This window comes from Achromobacter sp. (genome assembly GCF_032102605.1).
Classification (GTDB): Bacteria; Pseudomonadota; Gammaproteobacteria; order Burkholderiales; family Burkholderiaceae_B; genus Achromobacter.
The window spans coordinates 1-23034 of record NZ_DAMDGT010000028.1 but is presented as its reverse complement, the minus strand read 5'-3'; the positions used below and the strand labels follow the sequence as shown (position 1 = coordinate 23034).

Here is a 23034-nt window from a genome sequence, read left to right as displayed (position 1 = left end):
CGTCACGGGTGTCGTGCATGACGACTATTGGGCTTCAGATTCCCTCGGGCGCATCGAGGTTGCTCGCAGCCACGACGCCCGCGACGCCGTGCTACGTTGGTCTTTGGTTTGTTGCGCTACAAGACCTGTGGACGGGGCAGGGAATTTGCGTTGTCGCCGACGAGCTGCCGCGCGGGCGGCGGCTCGTCGGCATTTGGGTGTCTGGTCGTCGTTGCGGCGGCGCTTCGCGCTTGCGGGGGGCGGCTTGCTAATGGCTCCGACATCCACGGGGGAGAGCGGTGATGGGCGGCGCGTCGACGAGCCGCCACAACTTGCCGACCGGTACACGCCGCCCATCGGCACTGGAGTTGAAGTGACGATTGATTGGCGCTTTTCGTCATTGGGTGTGTGTCACCTAGTGAGATGGCGGTAGATCTGAAGGCCGTCTAGCCGGGAGTCAGAGACCAGGCGCGATTACGGCATGCGGAGAGGACTGGCGAAGGAGGGTGTCTGACACCCAATGAGATGTTCGTTCGATCTGAAGGCCGTCTAGCCGGGAGTCAGAGACCAATCGAAAACGATGCACGCGGCAGAAAGAAGCAAGCGCTACTGCATCCACACGCGAAGCGTCATCACCCCGACGCAAGACGCCGCGTAAGCCGACGGCCCGCCGCCCGCGCGGCCGGCCGTCGGCGGGCCCCGCAAGATCTTCCTCTACTCACCTGCGTGTGGCGAGAACCTTAAGAACCCGCTCGCCCCAGCGACAGCAAAGCTGAAACCGCAAGAGCCCGGCGCGGCGTGGGCCTGGGGTGGGCGGGGCGTGTAGATGCGCCCGACGGAATCCGAAGGCAGCCGCCGGAGGCGGCAACGAGGATGAGGACGGGGCAGTCCGGAGCGAAGGCTCCGGACCGCAATCGTAGCCCCGCCCACCCCAGGCCCACGACACGCCGGGCGTCTAAAGAACACCGACCCAGGCATGAAGCCACTCCGCGACGAACAAAACCGTCACCCCACCAACACACACTCAGAAGCCTCCGGCCCACTAACTCGCACAAGAAACTCCCGCAACTCATCCCGCCGAAACACATGCACCGTCACGCGCTCCCCCGCCCGATACTGAGCCAGCAACACATCCAGCCCCCCCGGCGCATCCACCCGCAAGCCGTCGATCGCGACAAGCACGTCCCCGGCGGACAATCCGCCCTTGTGTCCCGCGCCGCCCTCCAACACCGTCGCCAGCACAAGCGAATCGCCCTGCTTGCGCGTGCGCACGTCCAGTGTCGGAATGTTTGCGGACGCCTTCCATTGCAGCGACACGCCCTGCGGCTCCAGCAACTGCGCCAGCGGCACATCCGCGGTTCCGTACGCGTAGCGCGCTATGAAGCGGCGCGTGTCCACGCCCGTCGCCTCCTGGATCAACGCCGGCAGTCCGTCTTCCGGCAGGCCTTGCGGCTTGCCCCTGTAGAAATCGCGACCATACCGATCCCACAGCAAACGCATCACATCGTCCAGCGATCGCGCCCCTGACGTCTCATTGCGGATCAGCAGGTCCAGGCCCAGGGCCACCAGCGCGCCCTTGGTGTAGTAGCTGACCAGGGCGTTCGGTGAGTTCTCGTCCTGCTTGTAATAGCGCGTCCACGCATCGAACGAGCTCTCGGCCACCGATTGCTTGTTGCGGCCCGGCGTGCGCGCTACGCTGGTGATGGTCTTGGCCAGCAGCCGCAGGTAATCGGCCTGCGTGATCGCGCCCGAGCGCAGCAGCAGCAGATCGTCGTAATAGGAAGTGAATCCCTCGAACACCCACAACAGGCGCGTCAGGTCCGGCTGCGACAGATCGTAGGGAACAAACGCCTCGGGCTTGATTCGCTTGACGTTCCACGTGTGGAAGTACTCGTGGCTCACCAGCCCAAGGAAGCCGCGGTAGCCGTCGCCCTGGCCCTGCTGGCCCAGCACCGGCAGGTCCTTGCGCGCCGTCATCAGTGCCGTGCTGGCACGATGTTCCAGACCGCCGTAGCCATCGCCCGTCACCATCGTCATGAAGACATAGCGGTCCGAGCTGTCCAGGAAAGGCGCGCGCTTCGTGCGTGGCTCGAAGAACGCGATCTGCGTCTCGCAGATCTTCTTCACGTCCTCGGTAATCCGCGCCAGGTCCAGGTTCGGCGCGACGCCGGTGAACACAAGCTCGTGCTCCGCCCCGTGCGCGACGAAACGCGCCACCTGCGGCGTGCCCATTTCCACGGGGTGATCGATCAGCGCGTCGTAGTCCGGCGCCAGATACAGCCCGAATCCATGGCGGCGGGCCGCCCCGTTGTGGCCGAGCGCCAGTGGCAGGCTGGTGTAGACCTTCCAGCCGTCGATGCCGCGCGGAGGCGCCAGATCCACCAGGCAGGGCAGGTGGTCCTGGCCGTGAACGCGCAGGAAGACACTGGTGCCATTGAAAAAGCCGTGTGTCTCGTCCAGGTGCGCGCCGCGCACGGACAGGTCCCAGGCGTAGACCGTGTATTCCACGCGCAGCGGTCCATCGCAGGGCGCAGCCTGCCACGTGTGATTGTCTATTTTGTCGACATTGACGCGCCGCGTGCCCGAATACGCCGACACGGACTCGATCTGGCGCGAGAAGTCGCGGATCAGGTAGCTGCCCGGGATCCAGGCCGGCAACGACAGGCGCTGGCCGGCAGGCGAAGGCGTGGTGACGGTAAGGGTTATCCGGTAGCGGTGGCCGGCCGGATCATGCGGCGCAAGGCGGTAAAGTATGGCAGGTACGGCATCTGGTTTTTTCATGCTCATATCTTATTACTGGAGACAATCAATGAGCGAGTCGTTTGTACTGGTCGAAACCCGTGGCCGAGTCGGCCTGCTGACGCTGAATCGTCCCAAGGCGCTCAACGCGCTCAACGATCAGCTGATGGACGAGCTCGGCGCCGCGCTGCTCGCCTTCGAGGCCAATGCCGACATCGGCTGCGTGGTCATCACCGGCAGCGAAAAGGCGTTTGCCGCGGGCGCCGACATCGGCGCCATGAAGGACTGGTCGTACATGGACGTGTACGGCAGCGAATACATCACCCGCAATTGGGAAACCCTCAAGCGCATCCGCAAGCCCGTGATCGCCGCGGTCGGCGGCTACGCCTTGGGCGGCGGGTGCGAATTGGCCATGATGTGCGACATCATCATCGCCGCCGACACCGCCAAGTTCGGGCAGCCCGAGATCAAGCTCGGCGTGATCCCCGGCGCTGGCGGCACGCAGCGCCTGCCGCGCGCCGTCGGGAAGGCCAAGGCCATGGACCTCGCCCTGACCGCGCGCATGATGGGCGCCGAAGAAGCTGAGCGCGCGGGCCTGGTGTCGCGCGTCGTGGCCGCGGACAAGCTCCTAGAAGAAGCCCTGGACGCCGCGACGGTGATTGCCTCCATGTCCCTGCCGTCCGTCATGATGGCCAAGGAATGCGTGAACCGCGCATTCGAAGGCTCTCTCAACGAAGGCTTGCTGTTCGAGCGCCGCGTCTTCCACTCGCTGTTTGCCACCGAAGACCAGAAGGAAGGAATGGCCGCGTTCACCGAAAAGCGCAAACCGGACTTCAAACACCGTTAATGCTTGTTACGTCGGGTCCTGAGTCCCTTTCAGGTCCCTCGGTTGCCGGCGCGCCCCGTGTGGGCGCGCTTTTTCATGCTCTTTCTTGCGCGCGCGCGACGTTTCGCCTTGAAACGACTGGCTAGCACCTTGTTGCATAGTTCGGCCCTATCCTGAAACGGCGTCATACCGAGGTGCCGCGCCAGAGAGGCTTGCCCCAACTGGCAAGTCTCGCGCGGCGGCTCACTTGCAAACAAAACCAAGAAGGAGCCTTGCATGCGTATACCTACCGCTACTCGCCGGCTGTCTACTGCTGCGCTTGCCGGCGCGCTCAGCGTCTGCTTTCTCAACGTCGCCCAGGCTCAATCTCCGCAGCCGTCCCTGCGCCTCGTGTCCGAGACGCCGTACCCGGCCGCCCAGGCAGCCGCGCCGCGGATGAGCGAGCAGGAACTGCGCGACATCGCCATCGACGCTTATGTCTATGCGTATCCGATGGTGCTGATGGAGCTGGCGCGACGCCAGGCCACCGCGGTGCAAAGCTCGCTGGACGGCAAAGCGCCCATGAACCAGTTTGGACACAAAGCGTCCTTTCCGGATCCGCGCGCGTCCGACACGCCATGGCCGAGCGCCGACGCCCTTTACTCCAGCCTGTGGTTCGACGTTTCGCGCGCGCCGCTGATCGTCAACCTGCCCGACACGGGCGGCCGCTACACAGTGCTGTCGGCCCTGGATATGTGGAGCGACGTGTTCGCGTCTCGCGGCACGCGCACGAACGGCCAGGGCGCGCAGTCCTTCGCCATCGTCGGACCGAACTGGCAGGGCACGCTGCCGGCGGGCGTCGACGTGATCCGCAGCCCGACCTCGATGGGCTGGCTCATTGGCTGGACGCAGGCGGGTGGTCCGCAAGACTATGCCGCGGTCAACCAGATCCAAACCGGAATGACGTCACGACCGCTGGTGGTGCCGGTGACGCCCACTACCGCTCCGCGCGGCCGTAACGCGGGAACGGCCTTTCCGCAGACCGGACCGGGCGTGGGCACGGCCCCCATCGGCAGCGGCCTGCCCATGCCTACCCCCGCGCCGGCGACGACCGTGCCGGACGGCACGCCAGCCGAGCAGGTTGCAGGCATGGACGCGGCCACGTACTTCGCCGTGTTCTTCGACGTGTTGCGCAACAATCCGCCGCACGCCAACGACACGCCGATCCTGGACCGCATGCGCCGCATCGGCCTGGACGACCGGCAGCCGTTCTCGTATGGCCGCTTGAGCCCGGCCGTGCAGCAGGCGCTCACGGATGCGCAGCCGCTGGCCGGTCGCCGCATCGCCGACGGGGTGTCGCGTCTGGGCAAGCCCCTGAACGGTTGGAACACGGTGCTGAGCGGCATCGGCACGTACGGCACCGATTACCCGCGCCGCGCCGCCATCGCCTACGCGGGCCTGGGCGCGCCGACGCCTGAAGATGTGCTGTATCCCGTGACGGTGTCCGATTCCAAGGGCCGCGCACTCGATGCCAGCGAAGACTACGTGCTGCACTTCGACAAGGGCCAGCTTCCGCCCGCCAATGCGTTCTGGTCCCTGCATGTCTACAACGACAAGTACGGCTTTGCCGAGAACCCGGCCAACCGCTACGTTCTGCGCAGCACCGACAACCTGAAGTACAACGCCGACGGCTCGCTGGACATCTACGTCCAGCGACGCGACCCGGGTGAAGCCAAGCGCGCCAACTGGGTCAGCACTCCTGCCGCGGACGGTCCCTTCCTGCTCAGCATGCGTCTGTACTGGCCGCAAGACACGGCGCTGGACGGACAGTGGGCGCCTCCGCCTGTCAAGGAAGACTGAGCGCCCTGACGTTGCTCGCGCCGCGCGGCCTCCTCATGGAGGCCGCGCGGCTTTTCGCACGTTGAGTCAGAGCCGCCCAGGGGGGGCTGGCCTGCTCGGTCGCGCCCCGTTTTCAGTCGAGTTCCGGACCGTTGTTGTCGCCTTACAAACGGCCGAAAGTTCATTTGCTAGGGTAAAAAGAATCACGCTATACTCTGCGGGTTTGACGCTTGCGGGATAAGAACATGCGCCTAGAATTGCGCCGGTTCTGACAGGGGGCAAGAAGCAAAGCGGGGAAGTTTGATGCAGCAGAACGCCATGCAGCAACAGCAAAGTCTGAAGCGCGGTATGGGCCAAAACGACCACAGCCCGGGCCAGGAAACATTGGATCCGGACATGGTTGATAAGGTTCTAGTTCTTAACGACGCGGATCGCGCGGCGTTAAATGCTCAAGCAAGCCGTGGGCTCCTGTTGGCATTGGCCGCGCAGGGCGCCATGGGGCTCGCAGCAGCAGTAATTGCGGGGGTTGTCGGAGGGGCGGCGGCAGGTTGGTCGGCGCTGGCGGGGGCAGGAGCGTATTTCATACCCAATGCGTTGTTCGCATTGCGCCTGGCTGTCAGCGTACGGGCCGGTAAGGCCAGTCCCTTTACCTTTCTCTCTGGTGAGTTGATCAAGCTGTTCGCAACGGCATTGCTGTTGTGGCTGCTTTCGCGTGTGACGCAGGACTGGCTTGTATGGCCTGCCGCGTTGCTCGGCCTGATACTCACCTTGAAAGGCTACCTCCTGCTCTTGATGTTCCGCAGGCTGTCTTAGCGCCGAGTAAGTTGCGGCAAACGAAATCGTGGAATCGTCCGGTTCGCAAGGGCCGGGCATACAGCAAATAGGGTAGGATTCAAATGGCTGCTGCCAGCGACGTGTCGCCTCAATCCGCGTATATTCAGCATCACTTGGTGCATCTGAACAATACGGGTGAGAAACAGAGCGCTATTGCTCAGTTCGACATCATCAATTACGACTCGTTGTTCTGGTCCGGCCTGATGGGCCTGATCGTCATTTTCTTCCTGTGGCGCGCTGCGCGCCGCGCCACCAGCGGCGTTCCGTCCCGCTTCCAGGCCTTCGTGGAAATGATCGTCGACATGGTCGACGACCAGGCCAAGGGCATCGTCCACAACGCCAAGAGCCGTCTTTTCATCGCTCCGCTCGCCCTGACCGTGTTCCTCTGGATCATCCTGATGAACGCGCTGGACTTGCTGCCTGTCGACCTGCTGCCGTCGATCTGGCGCCTGACGGGCCTGGGCGCCGAACACGGTGATCCTCTCTACTACCACCGCATTCTGCCGACCGCCGACCTGAACGTGCCGATGGGCATGTCGCTGGGCGTGCTGCTCCTGATGTTCTACTACGGCATCAAGATCAAGAAGCCGGGCGGTTTCGTGAAGGAACTGTTCACCGCGCCGTTCCATGCGCATGGCCTGGGCGCCGTCGTGCTGGCTCCGTTCAACCTGCTGCTGAACCTGATCGAATACGCCGCCAAGTCCGTGTCGCTGGGCATGCGGTTGTTCGGCAACATGTTCGCCGGCGAACTGATTTTCATGCTGATCGCCCTCCTGGGCGGCGCCTGGACCGGCTTCAACGGCGCCAGCATCGGCTTGGGCGTCGGCCACATCCTGGCCGGTTCCATCTGGGCGATCTTCCACATCCTGATCGTCCTGCTGCAGGCCTTCATCTTCATGATGCTGACGCTGGTGTACCTCGGCCAGGCTCACGAAGGCCACTGATCCCCCGGATTTCCGGCGTTGGCCACCCGGCCAGCGCTGGATAGCAAGATTATCTTGCATTGAGCAGTACCTCTTATTTTTCAATTTTTGACTTCAGATTTCTAACCAAGGAGTTGTCATGACCAACGTCGCTTTCGTTGCCCTCGCTTGCGGTCTTATCATCGGTCTGGGCGCTATCGGCGCTTGCATCGGCATCGCACTGATGGGCGGCAAGTATCTGGAAGCCTCGGCTCGTCAGCCTGAACTGATGAACGCTCTGCAAACGAAGATGTTCCTGCTGGCTGGCCTGATCGACGCGGCATTCCTGATCGGCGTGGGTATCGCCATGCTGTTCGCCTTCGCCAATCCGTTCGTCGGCTAAGGCACCGCCCGCCGGCAAATAGGTGGGTCATGACGCTGGCGGCGATGAGGGCATCCGCTCCATCGCCGGTCAGCAAAGTATCGAGTGCTCCGCGACGACCCTTTCCGGGTGCGGTCGGAGCCGCAAGGTGTTAAAGGAACGACCGTGAATCTGAACGCGACGATCATTTTCCAGATGCTCGTGTTCTTCGTTCTGGGCTGGTTCACGATGAAATTCGTGTGGCCTCCCCTGACGAAGGCGATGGACGAGCGCCGCCAAAAAATCGCCGACGGCCTGGCCGCCGCCGAGAAGGGCAAAGCCGACCTGGCTCAAGCCCAGGCGCGCGTCAGTCTGATCGAGGCTTCTGCCAAGTCCGAAAACCACGCACGCATCATCGAGGCCGAGAAGCAAGCCGCCTCCCTGATCGAGCAGGCCCGCCGCGAAGCGGAAGCCGAGCGTGCCCGCATCGTGGCGCAGGCTGCCCAGGATGCCGCACAAGAAGTCCAGCGCGCCCGTGAAGCGCTGCGCGACGACGTCGCCGCGCTGGCTGTCAAGGGTGCTGAACAGATCCTCAAGCGCGAGGTTGACGCCCGCGCACACGCCGAGCTGCTGAACCAGCTCCGCGCGCAGCTCTAATCCGGGACCGTCATGGCTGAACTTTCCACTGTTGCCCGGCCCTACGCTGAAGCCCTCTTCAGCGCAGCGCGCGACGACAAGGCCGGTTTGCCGGCGTGGTCCGACCTGGTCAGCGAAATGTCGCAGGTCGCCTCCAACCCCGACGTGCGCGAGGCCATGGCCGACCCGCGTCTGGGTGAAAAGCAGCGCGTCGACCTGTTCGCCAGCCTGATCAAGGCCGATCTGCCGCAAGCCGCCCGCAATTTCATCGAGCTGCTGGTCGAAAACGACCGTCTGCTGTTGCTGCCCGACATCGCCTCGCAATTCGTCGTGCTGCGGAATCGTCACGAAGGCACGGCGCAGGCGGAAATCACCAGTGCGTTCGAGCTCAGCGATGCCCAGGTCAAGGACCTCGTCGTCGCGCTCGAACAAAAATTCGGCCTCAAGCTCAAGCCCAGCGTTACCGTCGACCCGTCGTTGATCGGCGGCGTGCGCGTGGCCGTCGGCGACCAGGTGCTCGATACTTCCGTACAAGCCCAATTGGTCCGCATGCGCGATCAGCTCGCCGCTTAAGGCTACTAACAGGATTCCAGGAGTCAATATGCAACTCAATCCCTCCGAGATCAGCGAACTGCTCAAGAGCCGCATCGAGGGCCTGGGCGCTTCGGCTGATGTCCGTACTCAGGGCACCGTCGTGTCCGTGACCGACGGTATTACCCGCATCCACGGCCTGTCGGACGTGATGCAGGGCGAAATGCTCGAATTCCCCAACAACGTTTTCGGTCTGGCGCTCAACCTCGAGCGTGATTCCGTCGGCGCCGTTATTCTCGGCGACTACACCGGCGTTTCCGAAGGCGACCAGGTCAAGACGACCGGCCGCATTCTGGAAGTCCCGGTTGGTCCGGAACTGAAAGGCCGCGTGGTCAACACGCTGGGCGAGCCCATCGACGGCAAGGGTCCGGTCAACGCCAAGGAAACCGACATCATCGAAAAAGTGGCGCCTGGCGTTATCGCCCGCCGCTCGGTGTCGCAACCGCTGCAAACCGGCGTCAAGGCTATCGACTCGATGGTGCCGATCGGCCGCGGCCAGCGCGAACTGATCATTGGCGACCGCCAGACCGGCAAAACCGCCGTGGCAGTCGACACCATCATCAGCCAGAAGGGCAAGGGCGTCACCTGCGTGTACGTCGCCATCGGCCAGAAGGCTTCGACGATCAACAACGTGGTCCGCAAGCTCGAAGAGCACGGCGCGATGGAATACACCATCGTCGTGGCCGCCTCGGCTTCCGACTCCGCCGCCATGCAGTACCTGGCCGCCTACGCCGGCTGCACGATGGGCGAATACTTCCGCGATCGCGGCGAAGACGCCCTGATCGTCTATGACGACCTGACCAAGCAAGCCTGGGCCTATCGCCAGGTCTCGCTGCTGCTGCGCCGTCCGCCGGGCCGCGAAGCCTACCCGGGCGACGTGTTCTACCTGCACTCGCGCCTGCTGGAACGAGCTGCCCGCGTGAACGAAGAGTACGTCGAGAAGTTCACCGAAGGCGCCGTCAAGGGCAAGACCGGTTCGCTGACCGCACTGCCGATCATCGAAACGCAGGCAGGCGACGTGTCGGCCTTCGTTCCGACCAACGTGATCTCGATCACCGACGGCCAGATCTTCCTGGAAACCGACCTGTTCAACGCCGGTGTCCGCCCCGCAATCAACGCCGGTATTTCGGTGTCGCGCGTCGGTGGCGCTGCTCAGACCAAGGTCGTCAAGAAGCTGTCCGGCGGTATCCGTACCGACTTGGCGCAATACCGTGAACTGGCCGCCTTCGCGCAGTTCGCTTCCGACCTGGACGACGCGACCCGTCGCCAGCTGGAACGCGGCAAGCGCGTGGTCGAACTGCTCAAGCAGCCGCAATACCAGCCGCTGCAAGTGTGGGAACTGGCCGTCACGCTGTACACGGTCAACAACGGCTACCTGGATGACGTGGACGTGGCCCAAGTGCTGTCGTTCGAAAAGTCGCTGAAGGATCAACTGAAGGCCAAGCACGCGGCCCTGATCCAGCGCATCGAAGACACCAAGGAACTGTCCAAGGACGACGAGGCCGAACTGGCCTCCGCCGTCCAGGAATTCAAGAAGCACGGTGCTTTTTAAGAAAGTGATGGGTTAGGCGTCCGAGACGCCTCACCCATCCTTCCCGGATGGTTGAGGCGCGAGCGGAACCCATCGGCCAGTCTTCACAGGAAAGCGCAATGCCCGGAATTAAGGAAATCCGAACCAAGATCAAGAGCGTGCAAAACACGCGCAAGATCACCAAGGCGATGGAAATGGTCGCCGCATCCAAGATGCGCAAGGCGCAGGAACGGATGCGTGCTGGCCGTCCGTACGCCACCAAGGTGCGCGAGATCGCTGCGCACCTGATGCAGGCCAATCCCGAGTACAGCCACCCGTACCTGGTCGAACGCGAAATCAAGGCGGTCGGCGTGGTCATGGTGACGACCGACAAGGGTTTGTGCGGCGGCCTGAACACCAACATCACCCGCGTGACGTTGGGCAAGCTGAAAGAGTTCGAGAAAAACGGCATCGCCGTCCAAGCGACCGCTTTCGGCAACAAGGGCGTGGGTGTGCTGACCCGTATCGGCGCCAAACTGGTTTCCCAGGAAGTGCAACTGGGCGACAAGCCGCAACTCGACCGCCTGCTGGGCGCGATCAAGGTGCAGCTGGACGCCTATCTGGAAGGCCGTATCGACGCGCTGTACGTGGCATCGACCCGCTTCGTCAACACGATGAAGCAAGAGCCGTTGTTCCTGCGTCTGCTGCCTCTGGCCAGCGGTTTGGAAGATCCGTACCAGACGGGCGCCGATAGCCTGGCCAAGACCTCGGAAGTGAAGTCGGACTACAGCTGGGACTACATCTACGAACCCGACGCCCGTAGCGTGATCGACGACCTGCTGCAGCGTTACGTTGAAGGCCTGCTGTACCAAGCCGTGGCCGAGAACATGGCTTCGGAGCAGTCGGCCCGGATGGTCGCCATGAAGGCGGCGTCGGACAACGCCAAGAAGGTCATCGGCGATCTGCAACTGGTCTACAACAAGACCCGTCAGGCCGCGATCACCAAAGAAATTTCGGAAATCGTAGGGGGCGCTGCCGCCGTTTAAGGCAGGCAGCATCCCGTCAAAAGCTATCAAGCAAGGAATCGACATGAGCAACGGAACCATCGTTCAGTGCATCGGCGCCGTGGTGGATATTCAGTTCCCCCGCGATCAAATGCCCAAGATCTATGAAGCGCTTACTCTGGCCGACGAGGGTTCCTCGTTCGCCGAAAAGGGTCTGACGCTGGAAGTGCAACAACAGCTGGGCGACGGCGTGGTGCGTACTATTGCGCTGGGCTCCAGCGACGGTCTGCGCCGCGGCATGAAAGTCACGGGCACGGGCGCCCCGATCTCGGTGCCCGTCGGCACCGGCACGCTCGGCCGCATCATGGACGTGCTGGGTCGTCCCATCGACGAAGCCGGCCCGATCCAGCACGACGAAAAGCGTGGCATCCACCAGGCCGCTCCCCGTTTCGACGAACTGTCGCCGTCGGTGGAACTGCTGGAAACCGGCATCAAGGTTATTGACTTGGTTTGCCCGTTCGCCAAGGGCGGCAAGGTCGGCCTGTTCGGCGGCGCCGGCGTGGGCAAGACCGTCAACATGATGGAACTCATCAACAACATCGCCAAGCAGCACAGCGGTTTGTCGGTGTTCGCCGGCGTGGGTGAGCGTACCCGTGAAGGCAACGACTTCTACCACGAAATGGAAGAGTCGAACGTTCTGGACAAGGTTGCGATGGTGTTCGGTCAGATGAACGAACCCCCCGGCAACCGTCTGCGCGTGGCGCTGACCGGCCTGACGATGGCCGAGAAGTTCCGCGACGAAGGCCGCGACATCCTGTTCTTCGTTGACAACATCTACCGCTACACCCTGGCCGGTACCGAAGTGTCCGCACTGCTGGGTCGTATGCCGTCGGCGGTGGGTTATCAGCCCACGCTGGCCGAAGAAATGGGCAAGCTGCAAGAGCGCATCACGTCGACCAAGACCGGCTCGATTACCTCGATCCAGGCCGTGTACGTCCCTGCGGATGACTTGACCGACCCGTCGCCTGCCACGACCTTCCAGCATTTGGACTCCACCGTCGTGCTGTCGCGTGACATCGCCGCACTGGGTATCTACCCGGCCGTGGACCCGCTGGATTCGTCCAGCCGCCAGCTCGACCCGCAAGTCGTCGGCGAAGAGCACTACGCCGTTGCGCGTGGCGTGCAGCAAACGCTGCAGCGCTACAAGGAACTGCGCGACATCATCGCGATTCTGGGCATGGACGAACTGTCGCCGGAAGACAAGCAGGCCGTGGCCCGCGCGCGCAAGATCCAGCGCTTCCTGTCGCAGCCGTTCCACGTTGCTGAAGTGTTCACCGGTTCGCCCGGCAAGTACGTTCCGCTGGCCGAAACCATCCGTGGTTTCAAGATGATCGTTAACGGCGAGTGCGATGCGCTGCCGGAACAGGCCTTCTACATGGTCGGTTCGATCGACGAGGCCTTCGAGAAGGCCAAGAAACTGCAATAAGGAACCGATATGGCTACCCTGCATGTGGATGTGGTCAGCGCAGAGGAAGCGATCTTCACCGGTGAGGCGAAGTTCGTGGTTCTGCCTGGCGAAGCGGGTGAACTGGGCATTCTGCCCGGCCACACCCCGCTGATCTCGCGCATACGCCCCGGAACGGTCAAGATCGTTCGTGCCGACCAAGGCGAGGAAAACATCTTCGTCGCCGGGGGTATCCTCGAGGTTCAGCCGGGCAGCGTGACGGTCCTGGCCGACACGGCTATCCGTGCCTCCGACCTGGACGAAGCCCGTGCGCTGGAAGCGCGCCAGAAGGCCGAACTGGCCCTGGCCAACGCCAAGGACAAGGCTGACATCGCTGTCGTCGAAGCCGAGCTCGCCATGCTGGCTGCGCAAGCCATCGCGGCGCGCAAGCTGCGTCAAGGCGGTCGCTCGCACTGAGCGGCAAGGCGGTATTCCGGGGCTTGCCCCGCGCCTCAAGAAAGCGGCCTTCGGGCCGCTTTTTTCATGCCTGGGCGTTGCGCCGCGATGAGCAGACTGTGTCGCTCCTCGCGGCGCGCACACCAGCTGCGGTCAACCGCAATGCGTCCACTACGAATAGGCGGGCGCGTTCTGCAACAGTAGCCTTCAACTTTCCGTTGTGAAGGGGGAAGGCAGTGCGAGACATGCTGGATTGCGGAGTCTTGTTGGGGCCCGGCCACGAGTCGGCCATGGGCGCTTGGGTGTCGGACCATCAGCCGCGGCTGGCCCGTGTGCGGCTCCATCCCGTGCCCCTGGCGGCGCTCGCGCAGGGCGGGGTCACGGATGGCGCGGCGCCGCCCACGGATACGCTTGCTCGGCTTGCGGTGGCGCTCAGGCGTTACGACAACTGCATCCTGCCCGTGGCGCCGTGCTCGCTGGCTTGGGCGCGCATGGCCCTGCAGCAGGCGGGCGAAACCCTGACCACACCCATCCTGCTCCTCGTGCACGACGTAAAGGCGCCGGCCATCCTGGATCTCCTGTCACTGGGCGCGGCGGATTTCATCACCCAGCCGGCCTGCGTGGAAAGCCTGCGCGCGCGGCTGCATCGGCTGGCTCGGCCTGGCGCCTCGCGGGGCGCGGCCACGGCCAGCGTCGTGCATGAACGGCGGGCCAGCTACCTCGGTACTCGGAATCTGGCCGGTGAGGCCACGCCTTCCGCGCCTCTGCGCCCTCGCGTGGCCGCCGACGTCGTCGACGACGCCCTGACCCACCTGCGCCATCAGCATCGGCGCACGTCGCACGAATCCTTCCGGGTCGCCAAGGCGAAAGTGGTTAGCGGTTTCGAGCGCGAATACATTCGCCATGCCTTGTCGCGACACGGCGGCAATGTGGCCCAGGCTGCCCGCGCATGCGCCAAGCACAGGCGCGCGTTCTGGGCGCTGATGCGCAAGCACGGCATCGAAGCGGCTCCGTACCGCCTGGCCGCGTTGGAGGCGGGCGGTGACGGCGCGGAACCCTAGAAAAAGCCGGGCGGCATCCGGCCGCCTGGTCCCGGTCGCCAGCTGACCTGGGCTTGGGCGGCTGTTCGCTGGACCCTGCGCCCCAGCGTCACACCACCCCGACGCCGTTGCGCATTGCGTGGGCTCAAACCCCGAAATCCGCGGGCGCCCGCCTTGTCAGCCAGGGGAAGTAAACTCACGGCTTCCGATCGCCGAGGATAGCCGTGTCTGCTCCCCTGAAGAACGATGTGTTCTTGCGCGCCTTGCTGCGCGAACCCGTGCCCTATACCCCCATCTGGCTGATGCGCCAGGCGGGTCGCTATCTGCCCGAGTACCGCGAAACCCGGGCGCGTGCAGGTTCGTTCATGGGCCTGGCGCAGAACCCGGACTACGCTTCGGAAGTCACGCTGCAGCCGCTCGAGCGCTACGACCTGGACGCGGCGATCCTGTTTTCCGACATCCTTACCGTGCCTCATGCCATGGGCCTGGGCCTGGACTTCGCCGAAGGCGAAGGGCCGCGCTTTGCCCATCCCATCCGCACCGAGGACGATGTGGCCCGCCTGGCGGTGCCCGACATGGAAAAGTTGCGCTACGTCTTCGACGCGGTCAGCGTGATCCGGCGCGATCTGGACGGCAAAGTGCCTCTGATCGGCTTTGCCGGCAGTCCGTGGACCATCGCCTGTTACATGGTGGAAGGCAAGGGCAGCGACGACTACCGCCTGATCAAGACGCTGCTGTATTCGCGTCCCGACCTGCTGCATCGCATCCTTGAAATCAATGCCGAAGCCACGCTGCAGTACCTGAATGCGCAGATCGCCGCGGGTGCGCAGGCCGTCATGCTGTTCGACAGTTGGGGCGGCGTGCTGGCCGACGGGCTGTTCCAGCAGTTTTCCCTTGCCTATACCCGCAGGGTCGTCGACGGCCTGACGCGTGAGCACGAAGGCCGCCGTGTGCCGGTCATCGTCTTCACGAAGGGCGGGGGGCAGTGGCTGGAAGACATCGCGGCTTGCGGCAGCGACGCCGTCGGCCTGGACTGGACGGTGGATCTGGCGGCGGCCCGCCGCCGTACCGGCGACTCCGTTGCCTTCCAGGGCAACTTGGATCCGATGGCCCTATTTGGCGGTGGCAGCGCCATCCGCGCCGAGGCGCGCCGTGTGCTGGACGCATTCGGACCGGTAGGCAAGGGCGGCCACGTCTTCAACCTGGGACATGGGATTTCGCGCTTCACTCCGCCAGATGCCGTAGCTGAATTGGTCGATGAAGTCCATCAATACAGCCGCGGCCTGCGCGGGTAAGTAAGTGAACGCTTCGGCTCTGAGGGCCGGGGCAGATGGGGCCGGGTCGGGGACTTGTACACAATAAAATCCGGCTCGGGGGAAACCCTTTATATGCTGGCTTACAATCTCGAAACCGGCTTCAAGTCATTGTTATTGCTGAAGAAAATTGATTTATCAACAGGGATGCATCAGTTTGCGCATTCTTGCCTTATTCCATTTTCTAATGTTGCTCCAGCCTTTTCCCCAAAGTTATCCACAGGCGCCGGTGGAAGAGCGACGCCTTCACAGGCGCTGATGCTGGAAAATCGCCCGATGGGCGTCTCATACTTTTAGCTGATACTTTTTCTGTACATGTCCCATCCGAGCCTCCATGTCTGACGAGCGCGCAACAACGGCCACCGCCGAGCCCTGCTGGGTGCGCGTCGCGCTGGATGTGCCGCTGCCGGGACCCTTCGACTACCGCAGCGATGCCCCCATTGCGGGAGGGCTGCGGGTAATCGTCCCGTTCGGGCGGCGCAAGATGATCGGCGTGGTGGTGGGCAATCCGGCCGAGCCCTCCTACGACCCCAAGCAGATCCGGCCGATCGAAGCCGTGCTGGACGATTTGCCGCCCTTCGATGAGGCCTGGCTGCGGATGGCGCGCTTTGCCGCGGACTACTATCAACGGCCCCTGGGCGAGGTGATGCTGCCCACGCTGCCGCCTCCCCTGCGCAAGCCCACCTCGTATCAGGGCAAGCGCTCAGGTGAAGGCCCGGTGGCGCGCATGGACGCTCGCAAGCGCAAGACGGCGCGTGCGCCGGCCAACCCCGACCATCCGCCTGAACTGAATGACGCCCAGCGCGCCGCGGTGGAAACCATCGCTGCGCTCGACGGCTTCAAGCCCGTGCTGTTGCACGGCGTGACGGGCAGCGGCAAGACGGAGGTCTATTTGCGCGCCGCGGAACGCGTGCTGGCGGCGGGGCGGCAGGTGCTGCTGATGGTGCCCGAAATCAACCTGACGCCTCAGCTGGAAGGCGCGTTGCGGGCTCGCCTGGAGGCGTTGGTGGGGCCGGAAGGGCTGGCCGTCATGCACAGCGGCTTGTCGGACGGCGAACGCCTGCAAGCCTGGACTCGCGCCCAGCGCGGCCAGGCCCGCATGCTGCTGGGCACGCGCATGTCGATTTTCGCGCCCATGACCGAGCTGGGCCTGATCGTGGTCGACGAAGAGCACGATGCGTCGTACAAGCAGCAGGATGGCTTGCGCTATTCGGCGCGCGATCTCGCCGTTTGGCGCGCGCATGACCTGGACATTCCCGTGGTGCTGGGCTCGGCCACCCCGTCGCTGGAAACCTGGCAGCACGCCGAGCGGGGACGCTATCTGCGCCTGACCTTGCCGGGCCGCGCGCGGTCCAGCGCGCTGCCCACGATGCGGCTGGTGGACACGCGTCGACTGCAGTTGAAGCAGGGCCTGTCCCCCCAATTGATCGACGCCATCGGCCAGCGGCTAGAGCGCAAAGAGCAATCGCTGATCTTCCTGAATCGGCGCGGTTATTCGCCGGTTCTGCATTGCCAGTCCTGCGCCTGGGTCAGCAATTGCCCCCGCTGCACCGCCTTCACCGTGCTGCATCGCACGGACGGACGCGGCCATCGCCTGCAATGCCATCACTGCGGCTATCAGGCTCCCGTGCCGCGCGCCTGCCCGGAGTGCGGCGATCAGGACCTGGCCCCGATGGGCCGCGGCACGCAGCGCGTAGAAGAGCATCTGGCTGAACTCTTCCCCGAAGCGCGCATCCTGCGCATCGACGCCGACAGCACGCGCAAGAAGGGCAGCGCCGAAGCGCTGTTCGCTTCCGTGCATGCGGGCGAGGTCGACATTCTTGTGGGCACGCAGATGGTGGCAAAGGGCCACGATTTTGCGCGCCTGGGCCTGGTAGGCGTGTTGAACGCCGACTCCATGCTGTTCGCCCATGATTTCCGTGCGCCCGAACGCCTGTTCGCGCAGTTGATGCAGGTGGCCGGCCGCGCCGGCCGTCATCACGGCAATGGCGAAGTGCTGATCCAGACCGGTTACCCCGAGCAGCCGGTGTACCAGGCGCTGTTGCGCCACGATTACGCGGGATTCGCGCGCCATGCGCTCCATGAACGCGAAAGCACGGGCCTGCCGCCGTTCGTTTATCAGGCGCTGCTGACCGCCGAGGCGCGCGAACTCAAGGTCGCTCAGGCGTTTCTCGAGCAGGCGCGGGTGCTGCCCGAGGGCGAATGGGCCGCCGACTTTCCCGGAATGGACGCGGTCATGCTGTACGACCCCGTGCCGCTGCGCGTGGTGCGCGTCGCTAACGTCGAACGCGCGCAACTGCTGGCCGAAAGCAGCAGCAGGCCGGCCCTGCAGGCGTTTCTTGCGTCCTGGTCGCATCACCTTCCTTATCTGGCCACCGAAGCGCGCGTGCGCTGGCAACTGGAAGTCGATCCCCTGGAAATCTGATCGCGGCCACCCGACGATGCGCCATCGATCCGATTGTTCTATGATCTTCTTCCTCTATCGCGCCGGCGCGGCAGACCCGCTGCGGCGGCTGCGCCCGTCCCCTTTTTCTCGCGTTCATCCGGCCCACTGACGGGCGGCGGCATGCCCTTTGCTTGCCAGCCGTCCTGGCATTGTGGCCGCCGCTAACGCATGACGACCTGACCCTCCAATGTCCGCAAGCGAACCGATTGGCCACGGCATGAATCCCGCGCAGCGGGAAGCCACGCTCTACCTGGACGGCCCCTGCCTGGTGCTGGCTGGCGCGGGCAGCGGCAAGACGCGCGTGATCACGCAGAAGATCGCCTACCTGCTGCGTGAATGCGGCTACATGGGCCGCAACGTGGTGGCGCTGACCTTCACCAACAAGGCCGCTCGCGAAATGGACGAGCGCGTGAAGACGCTGGTGGACCGCAAGCTGTCCAAGGGCCTGATCATCAGCACCTTCCACTCGCTTGGTGTGAAGATGCTGCGCGAAGAGGCGCGTAACGCCGGCCTGAAGCCCACGTTCTCCATCCTGGACGCCGACGACGCCATGTCGATCATCCAGGAACTGCTGGCCACCACCGACAAGGCGCGCCTGCGCCACGTGCAAGGCATTATTTCGCTTTGGAAGAACGCCCTGATCGAACCCGACGATGCGGCTCGCGAAGCCGTCACGCCGGGCGACGTCGAGGCCGCCAACGTCTATCGCAGCTACGCCGCCACGCTGGCCGCCTACCAGGCCGTGGACTTCGACGACCTGATCCGCATCCCCGCTCAACTGCTGGCCAGCAACGAAGAAGTGCGCACCCGCTGGCAGAACCGCGTGCGCTACCTGCTGGTGGACGAATACCAGGACACCAACGTGTGCCAGTACAGACTGGTGCAGTTGCTGACGGGGTCGCGGGCCATGTTCACGGCGGTCGGCGACGACGACCAGGCCATCTACGCCTGGCGCGGCGCCACGATCGAGAACCTGGCCAAGCTGACCACCGACTACCCCAATATCAAGCTCATCAAGCTCGAGCAGAACTACCGGTCCGTGCAGCGCATCCTGGCTGCGGCCAACCAGGTGATCGAAAAGAACCCCAAGCTGTTCGAAAAGAAGCTGTGGTCCGAATTGGGAGTGGGCGAACCCATTCTCGTGTCGGCCATGGACGGCGAGGAGCACGAAGCCGAGTCCATCGCCGTGAAGGTCTCGGCCGCGCGTTTCGAGCGCCAGGCGCAATGGAAGGATTTCGCGATCCTGTACCGCAGCAACCATCAGGCGCGCATCCTGGAACAGGCGCTGCGCAACCTGAAAATCCCGTACACGATCTCCGGCGGCCAGAGCTTCTTCGACAAGGCCGAAGTGCGTGACATCCTGGCGTACCTGCGCGTGCTGGCCAACGACGACGACGATCCCGCGTTCATCCGGGCGGCCACCACGCCCAAGCGCGGCATCGGGCAGGCGACGCTGCAGGCGCTGGGCCAGTATGCGGCCAGTCGCGAACTATCGTTGCTGGCCGCGGTGGCCGAGACCGGCCTGGAAAGCGTGCTGGCGCCGCGCCAGCTTGAACAGCTGCGCACCTTCGCGGAATTCATCCGCCGCATGCAATGGCGTGCCGGACGGGGCGCGGCATCCGGCAAAGAGGTCACGTCGGCCGAGCCCGCCGGCGCAATCCTGGACGACCTGCTGGAAGCCATCCAGTACGAACGCCACCTCTTCGAACTGTTCGAGGAACGGCCCGCGCAGACGCGCTGGCAGAACGTACTGGAACTCACCGGCTGGCTCAAGCGCAAGGCTGAAGAGGACGACATGACGCTCTTTGACCTGGTGCAGCACGTGGCGCTGGTCACCATGCTGGAGCGTGGCGAGGAAGAAGAACCCGACGCCGTGAAGATGTCGACGCTGCATGCGTCCAAGGGGCTTGAATATCCCCACGTCTATCTGGCGGGCGTGGAAGAAGGGCTGCTGCCGCACTTGGGCAAGGACGACGAAGTCGGCGATCCGGCGCGTGCCGCCGAGAACCTGGCCACCCGCATCCAGGAGGAACGCCGCCTGATGTACGTGGGCATCACGCGCGCGCAGCGCAGCCTGAACCTCAGCTGGTGCAAGCGCCGGCGACGCGCCCGCGAGGACCTGGTGCGCGAACCCTCGCGTTTCATCGAGGAAATGGGACTGGGCGACGTGCGCATCCAGGAAGACGAGGCCACCGCCGCCATGAACCCGAAGGAACGCATGGCCATGCTGAAGGCCCTGCTGAAAAAGTAGGGACAAGCAGCGCGGCAGCCGTGCGCGGGCTTGAACAATCGCGCCGGCCGCTCCTACACTGGGTTCGTCCGGAACGAAGGAGCGCATCATGTGCCGCTGGCTGGCTTACACCGGTAGTCCCCTGCAAATGGAGAGCGTGCTGTTCAAGGCCAAGCACTCTCTCATCGACCAGAGCCTGCATTCGCGGCTGGGCGCCACCACCACGAACGGAGACGGATTCGGCCTGGGGTGGTACAGCCGGCCCATCGAGGGCCGTCCACCGGAGCCGCCGTTTCGCTATCGCAGCGTGCACCCGGCCTGGAACGACCGCAACCTTCGGGAAGCGGCTCGCGCCATCCATGCGCCGCTGTTCGTTGCGCACATCCGCGCGGCCACCGACACGCCCGCCCAGGAAACCAACTGCCATCCGTTCCGGCATGGGCATTGGCTGTTCGTGCACAACGGGCTCATCCGCGACTATCCGCTGCTTCGGCGCGACCTGATGCTGATGATCGCGCCGGCCTATTTCGGATCGTTGGAAGGCTCCACGGATTCCGAGGTCATGTTCTTGCTGGCGTTGACGTTCGGCCTTGACGAGGACCCCGTCGCCGCGATTGCGCGCATGGTCGGCGCGGTGGAAGAGACGGGCCGGCGCCATGGCGTCTCGCATCCCATCAACATGACGGTCTGCGCACTGGACGGCGAACGACTGATCGCCGTGCGCTATTCCAGCGAGGGCGACTCGCGAACCCTGTTCCACAACACCAGCGTGCGGCATCTGCGCGAGCTCTATCCCGACAACGCGCAGATCGCCGCGCTGGACGACAATGCGTTCCTGCTGCTGTCCGAGCCGCTGTCCGAAATGCCCGGCGTATGGGAAGAGGTCCCTGAGTCCACCGCCATCATCGCCGGCCGGGGCGATGTGAACCACTACCGATTCGCGCCGATTCCGCCGGGCGAATGATATCGCCGCTTATTCCGTAAATAAGGGTCATCAAGCACGTATTTCCCATATGGGGGAGAATACGGATCGCATGACTTTGCGACGTCCTGGGCCGCGAAAGCACCCCAACTCAATCAGGAAGTTGCATGACAGATAGCCAAACCCCGCAGGCCACAAACGCATTCGCGGTGTTTACACGCACGGGGAGCACCCCGGACTGCTTTGAATTGCACGAAGACGGTGTTGTCAGCCAGCAGGGCAACGCCCGCATTTACACCGCATTTGCCGGCATCCAGGATCTTTGCCTGTACACCTGCGAGCAGGGCTCGGCAGCGGCTCAGGTGGACAGCCTGGCCTACCGCAGCAGCACGGAAAACGCATGGACCGCGGCGTCCGGCGTCGCCGAATTCGCCAAGTTCATGGATGCGCTGCGCTCCCAGTATGTTGCGCACCGCCTGCCCGTGCTGGAAGCGCTGATCGAGCAAGGCGCGCGCGTCACGTTCCGCTACATCGTGGACGGCAAATTCCCGAACCTGGAAACCCGCGAGTTGTCCCTGTCGGCACAAGGACTGCACATCGACGGCGCCACCTGGCCGTACGAATCGCTTTCGCCCATCGATCTGAACGACTGGACCGACACCGTCAGCCTGCAGGACGACAACGGCAAGACGGTTTTTTCGTGCCCGGTCACGCGCCTGCTCAGTTCCGACCTGTTCGTAAACCTGGTCTACAACCAGCTGGGACAGACGGCGGAATACGCCTGACGGGAAGCGCCCGCAGGCGGCGCGCACCACCCGCGCGCTTCTTCCACGCGATGGCCGCTGGCGGCGGCCGTGTTTCCTTCAATGGCCCGAATGCAGGGCGGGATTCAACGTGCCCCAAGCGGCCGTGCGCACCAGCGTTTCCACCGCGCCGGTTTGCGAGTTGCGGCGAAACAGCAGCCCGTGCTGGCCAGCCAGCGACACGGCCTTCACGACGGCGCCTTCCGGCGTCAGCACGCGCGTGCCGGCAGTGATGTAGCAGCCGGCCTCGACCACGCAGTCGTCGCCCAGCGAAATGCCCAGGCCCGAGTTGGCGCCCAACAGGCAGCGCTTGCCGATGGAAACCACTTGCTTGCCCCCGCCGGACATGGTGCCCATGATCGACGCGCCGCCGCCGATGTCGGTGCCGTCGTCGACCGTGACGCCGGCGCTGATGCGCCCTTCGACCATCGACGCGCCCAGCGTGCCGGCATTGAAGTTGCAGAACCCCTCGTGCAACACCGTGGTGCCGGGCGACAGATGCGCGCCCAGCCGCACGCGCGCCGTATCGGCAATGCGCACGCCGCTGGCCACGACGTAATCAGTCATGCGCGGAATCTTGTCCACGCCGCGAATCTCCAGCACCTGCCCGCTGGCGCGCAAATGCCAGCGCAGCGCATCCACCTGATCCACCGCGCAGGGCCCGGCCGACGTCCATGCGACATTGGCCAGCACGTTGAACAACCCATCCAGGTTGGCCCCATGCGGCCGAATGAGCCGGTGGCTGAGCAAGTGCAGGCGCAGATAGGCATCGTGCGCATCGACCGGCGGCTCGTCCAGCGAGGCGATGGCGGTGCGCACGGCCACGATATCGACCTTGCGGCGCGTGTCCCGGACGAGGGACGTGGCGACGTGTTCCCCCAGCGCGGCGCGGGCTTCTTCGGGCGTCAGGTGACGCGTGCCGGTAGCCGGTGAATTGTCGGCGAGGGAAGGACGCGGATACCAGGTATCAAGAATGGTGCCGTCGGCGGCTAGGGTGGCCAGGCCGTAGGCGATGGCGCTGGTGGGGGTGGCGGGCATTTGGGGCTTGCTGGCGGGGGGATTGGGGTGGGGGACATTCTAGGCGAATGTTTCTGGGGGTGGGGGCGTGCTGTTCAGCTCCGGACCGGGGAGTGTCCGGATTTTTGTGTGCAGGCCTATGATGGTTTTCAAGGAGACCGAC

The 23034-nt window shown here is 64.3% G+C and carries 20 protein-coding genes; 18 read left to right on the top strand and 2 right to left on the bottom strand.

Annotated elements, in window-relative coordinates:
* Positions 1 to 984: 984 nt before the first annotated feature.
* A complete protein-coding gene (locus tag RT614_RS28960) occupies positions 985 to 2760 on the bottom strand; it encodes a M61 family metallopeptidase (RefSeq protein WP_313626027.1) in 1776 nt (591 codons plus the stop codon).
* A 28-nt stretch (positions 2761 to 2788) separates the two neighbouring features.
* Between RT614_RS28960 and RT614_RS28955 the strand changes: the two genes are divergently transcribed.
* The 18 genes from RT614_RS28955 to RT614_RS28870 all read left to right on the top strand — a co-directional run bounded on the left by RT614_RS28955 (position 2789) and on the right by RT614_RS28870 (position 21836).
* Complete coding sequence (locus tag RT614_RS28955) at positions 2789 to 3565, top strand: enoyl-CoA hydratase (protein ID WP_313626025.1); 777 nt, start codon at positions 2789 to 2791, stop codon at positions 3563 to 3565.
* 255 nt (positions 3566 to 3820) lie between these two features.
* On the top strand, positions 3821 to 5383 hold the full coding sequence (locus RT614_RS28950; RefSeq protein WP_313626023.1) for a DUF1254 domain-containing protein: 1563 nt from the start codon (positions 3821 to 3823) through the stop codon (positions 5381 to 5383).
* Positions 5384 to 5758: 375 nt separating this feature from the next.
* Positions 5759 to 6175 (top strand): ATP synthase subunit I, encoded by a 417-nt coding sequence (locus tag RT614_RS28945; protein ID WP_409558535.1) that lies wholly within the window; start codon positions 5759 to 5761, stop codon positions 6173 to 6175.
* Between the two features lie 83 nt (positions 6176 to 6258).
* The gene (gene atpB, locus RT614_RS28940) at positions 6259 to 7140 is read left to right on the top strand and encodes a F0F1 ATP synthase subunit A (protein WP_313626022.1); all 882 of its coding nucleotides are present in this window, start codon (positions 6259 to 6261) and stop codon (positions 7138 to 7140) included.
* A gap of 118 nt (positions 7141 to 7258) precedes the next feature.
* Entirely contained in the window at positions 7259 to 7501 is a 243-nt protein-coding gene (gene atpE / locus RT614_RS28935; protein WP_003815363.1) for a F0F1 ATP synthase subunit C, read from the top strand.
* Between the two features lie 144 nt (positions 7502 to 7645).
* Complete coding sequence (locus tag RT614_RS28930) at positions 7646 to 8116, top strand: F0F1 ATP synthase subunit B (RefSeq protein WP_008167494.1); 471 nt, start codon at positions 7646 to 7648, stop codon at positions 8114 to 8116.
* A 12-nt stretch (positions 8117 to 8128) separates the two neighbouring features.
* Positions 8129 to 8668: a F0F1 ATP synthase subunit delta gene (locus RT614_RS28925; RefSeq protein WP_313626020.1), complete on the top strand. Its 540-nt coding sequence runs from the start codon at positions 8129 to 8131 to the stop codon at positions 8666 to 8668.
* A gap of 28 nt (positions 8669 to 8696) precedes the next feature.
* Complete coding sequence (atpA, locus tag RT614_RS28920) at positions 8697 to 10238, top strand: F0F1 ATP synthase subunit alpha (protein WP_313626018.1); 1542 nt, start codon at positions 8697 to 8699, stop codon at positions 10236 to 10238.
* 98 nt (positions 10239 to 10336) lie between these two features.
* Positions 10337 to 11242, top strand: a complete 906-nt coding sequence (gene atpG, locus RT614_RS28915) for a F0F1 ATP synthase subunit gamma (protein WP_313626017.1) — start codon at positions 10337 to 10339, stop codon at positions 11240 to 11242.
* Between the two features lie 43 nt (positions 11243 to 11285).
* Entirely contained in the window at positions 11286 to 12686 is a 1401-nt protein-coding gene (gene atpD / locus RT614_RS28910) for a F0F1 ATP synthase subunit beta (RefSeq protein WP_054455184.1), read from the top strand.
* Positions 12687 to 12695: 9 nt separating this feature from the next.
* Entirely contained in the window at positions 12696 to 13121 is a 426-nt protein-coding gene (locus tag RT614_RS28905; RefSeq protein ID WP_313626016.1) for a F0F1 ATP synthase subunit epsilon, read from the top strand.
* 269 nt (positions 13122 to 13390) lie between these two features.
* Complete coding sequence (locus RT614_RS28900; protein ID WP_313626014.1) at positions 13391 to 14161, top strand: helix-turn-helix domain-containing protein; 771 nt, start codon at positions 13391 to 13393, stop codon at positions 14159 to 14161.
* Between the two features lie 203 nt (positions 14162 to 14364).
* Positions 14365 to 15435: a uroporphyrinogen decarboxylase gene (gene hemE, locus RT614_RS28895; RefSeq protein WP_313626012.1), complete on the top strand. Its 1071-nt coding sequence runs from the start codon at positions 14365 to 14367 to the stop codon at positions 15433 to 15435.
* 93 nt (positions 15436 to 15528) lie between these two features.
* Positions 15529 to 15750, top strand: coding sequence for a hypothetical protein (locus RT614_RS28890; protein WP_313626010.1), 222 nt, complete (start codon positions 15529 to 15531; stop codon positions 15748 to 15750).
* A 37-nt stretch (positions 15751 to 15787) separates the two neighbouring features.
* Positions 15788 to 17878: a primosomal protein N' gene (locus tag RT614_RS28885; protein WP_313626009.1), complete on the top strand. Its 2091-nt coding sequence runs from the start codon at positions 15788 to 15790 to the stop codon at positions 17876 to 17878.
* 208 nt (positions 17879 to 18086) lie between these two features.
* Positions 18087 to 20150, top strand: a complete 2064-nt coding sequence (locus RT614_RS28880; RefSeq protein WP_313626007.1) for a UvrD-helicase domain-containing protein — start codon at positions 18087 to 18089, stop codon at positions 20148 to 20150.
* An 88-nt stretch (positions 20151 to 20238) separates the two neighbouring features.
* Positions 20239 to 21093 carry a class II glutamine amidotransferase gene (locus RT614_RS28875; RefSeq protein WP_313626006.1) on the top strand — a complete coding sequence of 285 codons (855 nt, stop codon included), beginning with the start codon at positions 20239 to 20241 and terminating at the stop codon, positions 21091 to 21093.
* A 125-nt stretch (positions 21094 to 21218) separates the two neighbouring features.
* On the top strand, positions 21219 to 21836 hold the full coding sequence (locus tag RT614_RS28870; protein ID WP_313626004.1) for a hypothetical protein: 618 nt from the start codon (positions 21219 to 21221) through the stop codon (positions 21834 to 21836).
* A 78-nt stretch (positions 21837 to 21914) separates the two neighbouring features.
* On the opposite strand, the gene dapD is transcribed toward RT614_RS28870, so the two are convergent.
* Entirely contained in the window at positions 21915 to 22892 is a 978-nt protein-coding gene (gene dapD / locus RT614_RS28865; RefSeq protein WP_313626002.1) for a 2,3,4,5-tetrahydropyridine-2,6-dicarboxylate N-succinyltransferase, read from the bottom strand.
* Positions 22893 to 23034 lie beyond the last annotated feature (142 nt).

Bases quoted from the DNA above. Each gene is read 5' to 3' on its own strand.
- RT614_RS28960 (WP_313626027.1), bottom strand. From the start codon at position 2,760: ATGAAAAAACCAGATGCCGTACCTGCCATACTTTACCGCCTTGCGCCG.
- RT614_RS28955 (WP_313626025.1), top strand. From the start codon at position 2,789: ATGAGCGAGTCGTTTGTACTGGTCGAAACCCGTGGCCGAGTCGGCCTG.
- RT614_RS28950 (WP_313626023.1), top strand. From the start codon at position 3,821: ATGCGTATACCTACCGCTACTCGCCGGCTGTCTACTGCTGCGCTTGCC.
- RT614_RS28945 (WP_409558535.1), top strand. From the start codon at position 5,759: ATGGTTGATAAGGTTCTAGTTCTTAACGACGCGGATCGCGCGGCGTTA.
- atpB (WP_313626022.1), top strand. From the start codon at position 6,259: ATGGCTGCTGCCAGCGACGTGTCGCCTCAATCCGCGTATATTCAGCAT.
- atpE (WP_003815363.1), top strand. From the start codon at position 7,259: ATGACCAACGTCGCTTTCGTTGCCCTCGCTTGCGGTCTTATCATCGGT.
- RT614_RS28925 (WP_313626020.1), top strand. From the start codon at position 8,129: ATGGCTGAACTTTCCACTGTTGCCCGGCCCTACGCTGAAGCCCTCTTC.
- atpA (WP_313626018.1), top strand. From the start codon at position 8,697: ATGCAACTCAATCCCTCCGAGATCAGCGAACTGCTCAAGAGCCGCATC.
- atpG (WP_313626017.1), top strand. From the start codon at position 10,337: ATGCCCGGAATTAAGGAAATCCGAACCAAGATCAAGAGCGTGCAAAAC.
- atpD (WP_054455184.1), top strand. From the start codon at position 11,286: ATGAGCAACGGAACCATCGTTCAGTGCATCGGCGCCGTGGTGGATATT.
- RT614_RS28905 (WP_313626016.1), top strand. From the start codon at position 12,696: ATGGCTACCCTGCATGTGGATGTGGTCAGCGCAGAGGAAGCGATCTTC.
- RT614_RS28900 (WP_313626014.1), top strand. From the start codon at position 13,391: ATGGGCGCTTGGGTGTCGGACCATCAGCCGCGGCTGGCCCGTGTGCGG.
- RT614_RS28890 (WP_313626010.1), top strand. From the start codon at position 15,529: ATGCTGGCTTACAATCTCGAAACCGGCTTCAAGTCATTGTTATTGCTG.
- RT614_RS28885 (WP_313626009.1), top strand. From the start codon at position 15,788: ATGTCTGACGAGCGCGCAACAACGGCCACCGCCGAGCCCTGCTGGGTG.
- RT614_RS28880 (WP_313626007.1), top strand. From the start codon at position 18,087: ATGTCCGCAAGCGAACCGATTGGCCACGGCATGAATCCCGCGCAGCGG.
- RT614_RS28875 (WP_313626006.1), top strand. From the start codon at position 20,239: ATGTGCCGCTGGCTGGCTTACACCGGTAGTCCCCTGCAAATGGAGAGC.
- RT614_RS28870 (WP_313626004.1), top strand. From the start codon at position 21,219: ATGACAGATAGCCAAACCCCGCAGGCCACAAACGCATTCGCGGTGTTT.
- dapD (WP_313626002.1), bottom strand. From the start codon at position 22,892: ATGCCCGCCACCCCCACCAGCGCCATCGCCTACGGCCTGGCCACCCTA.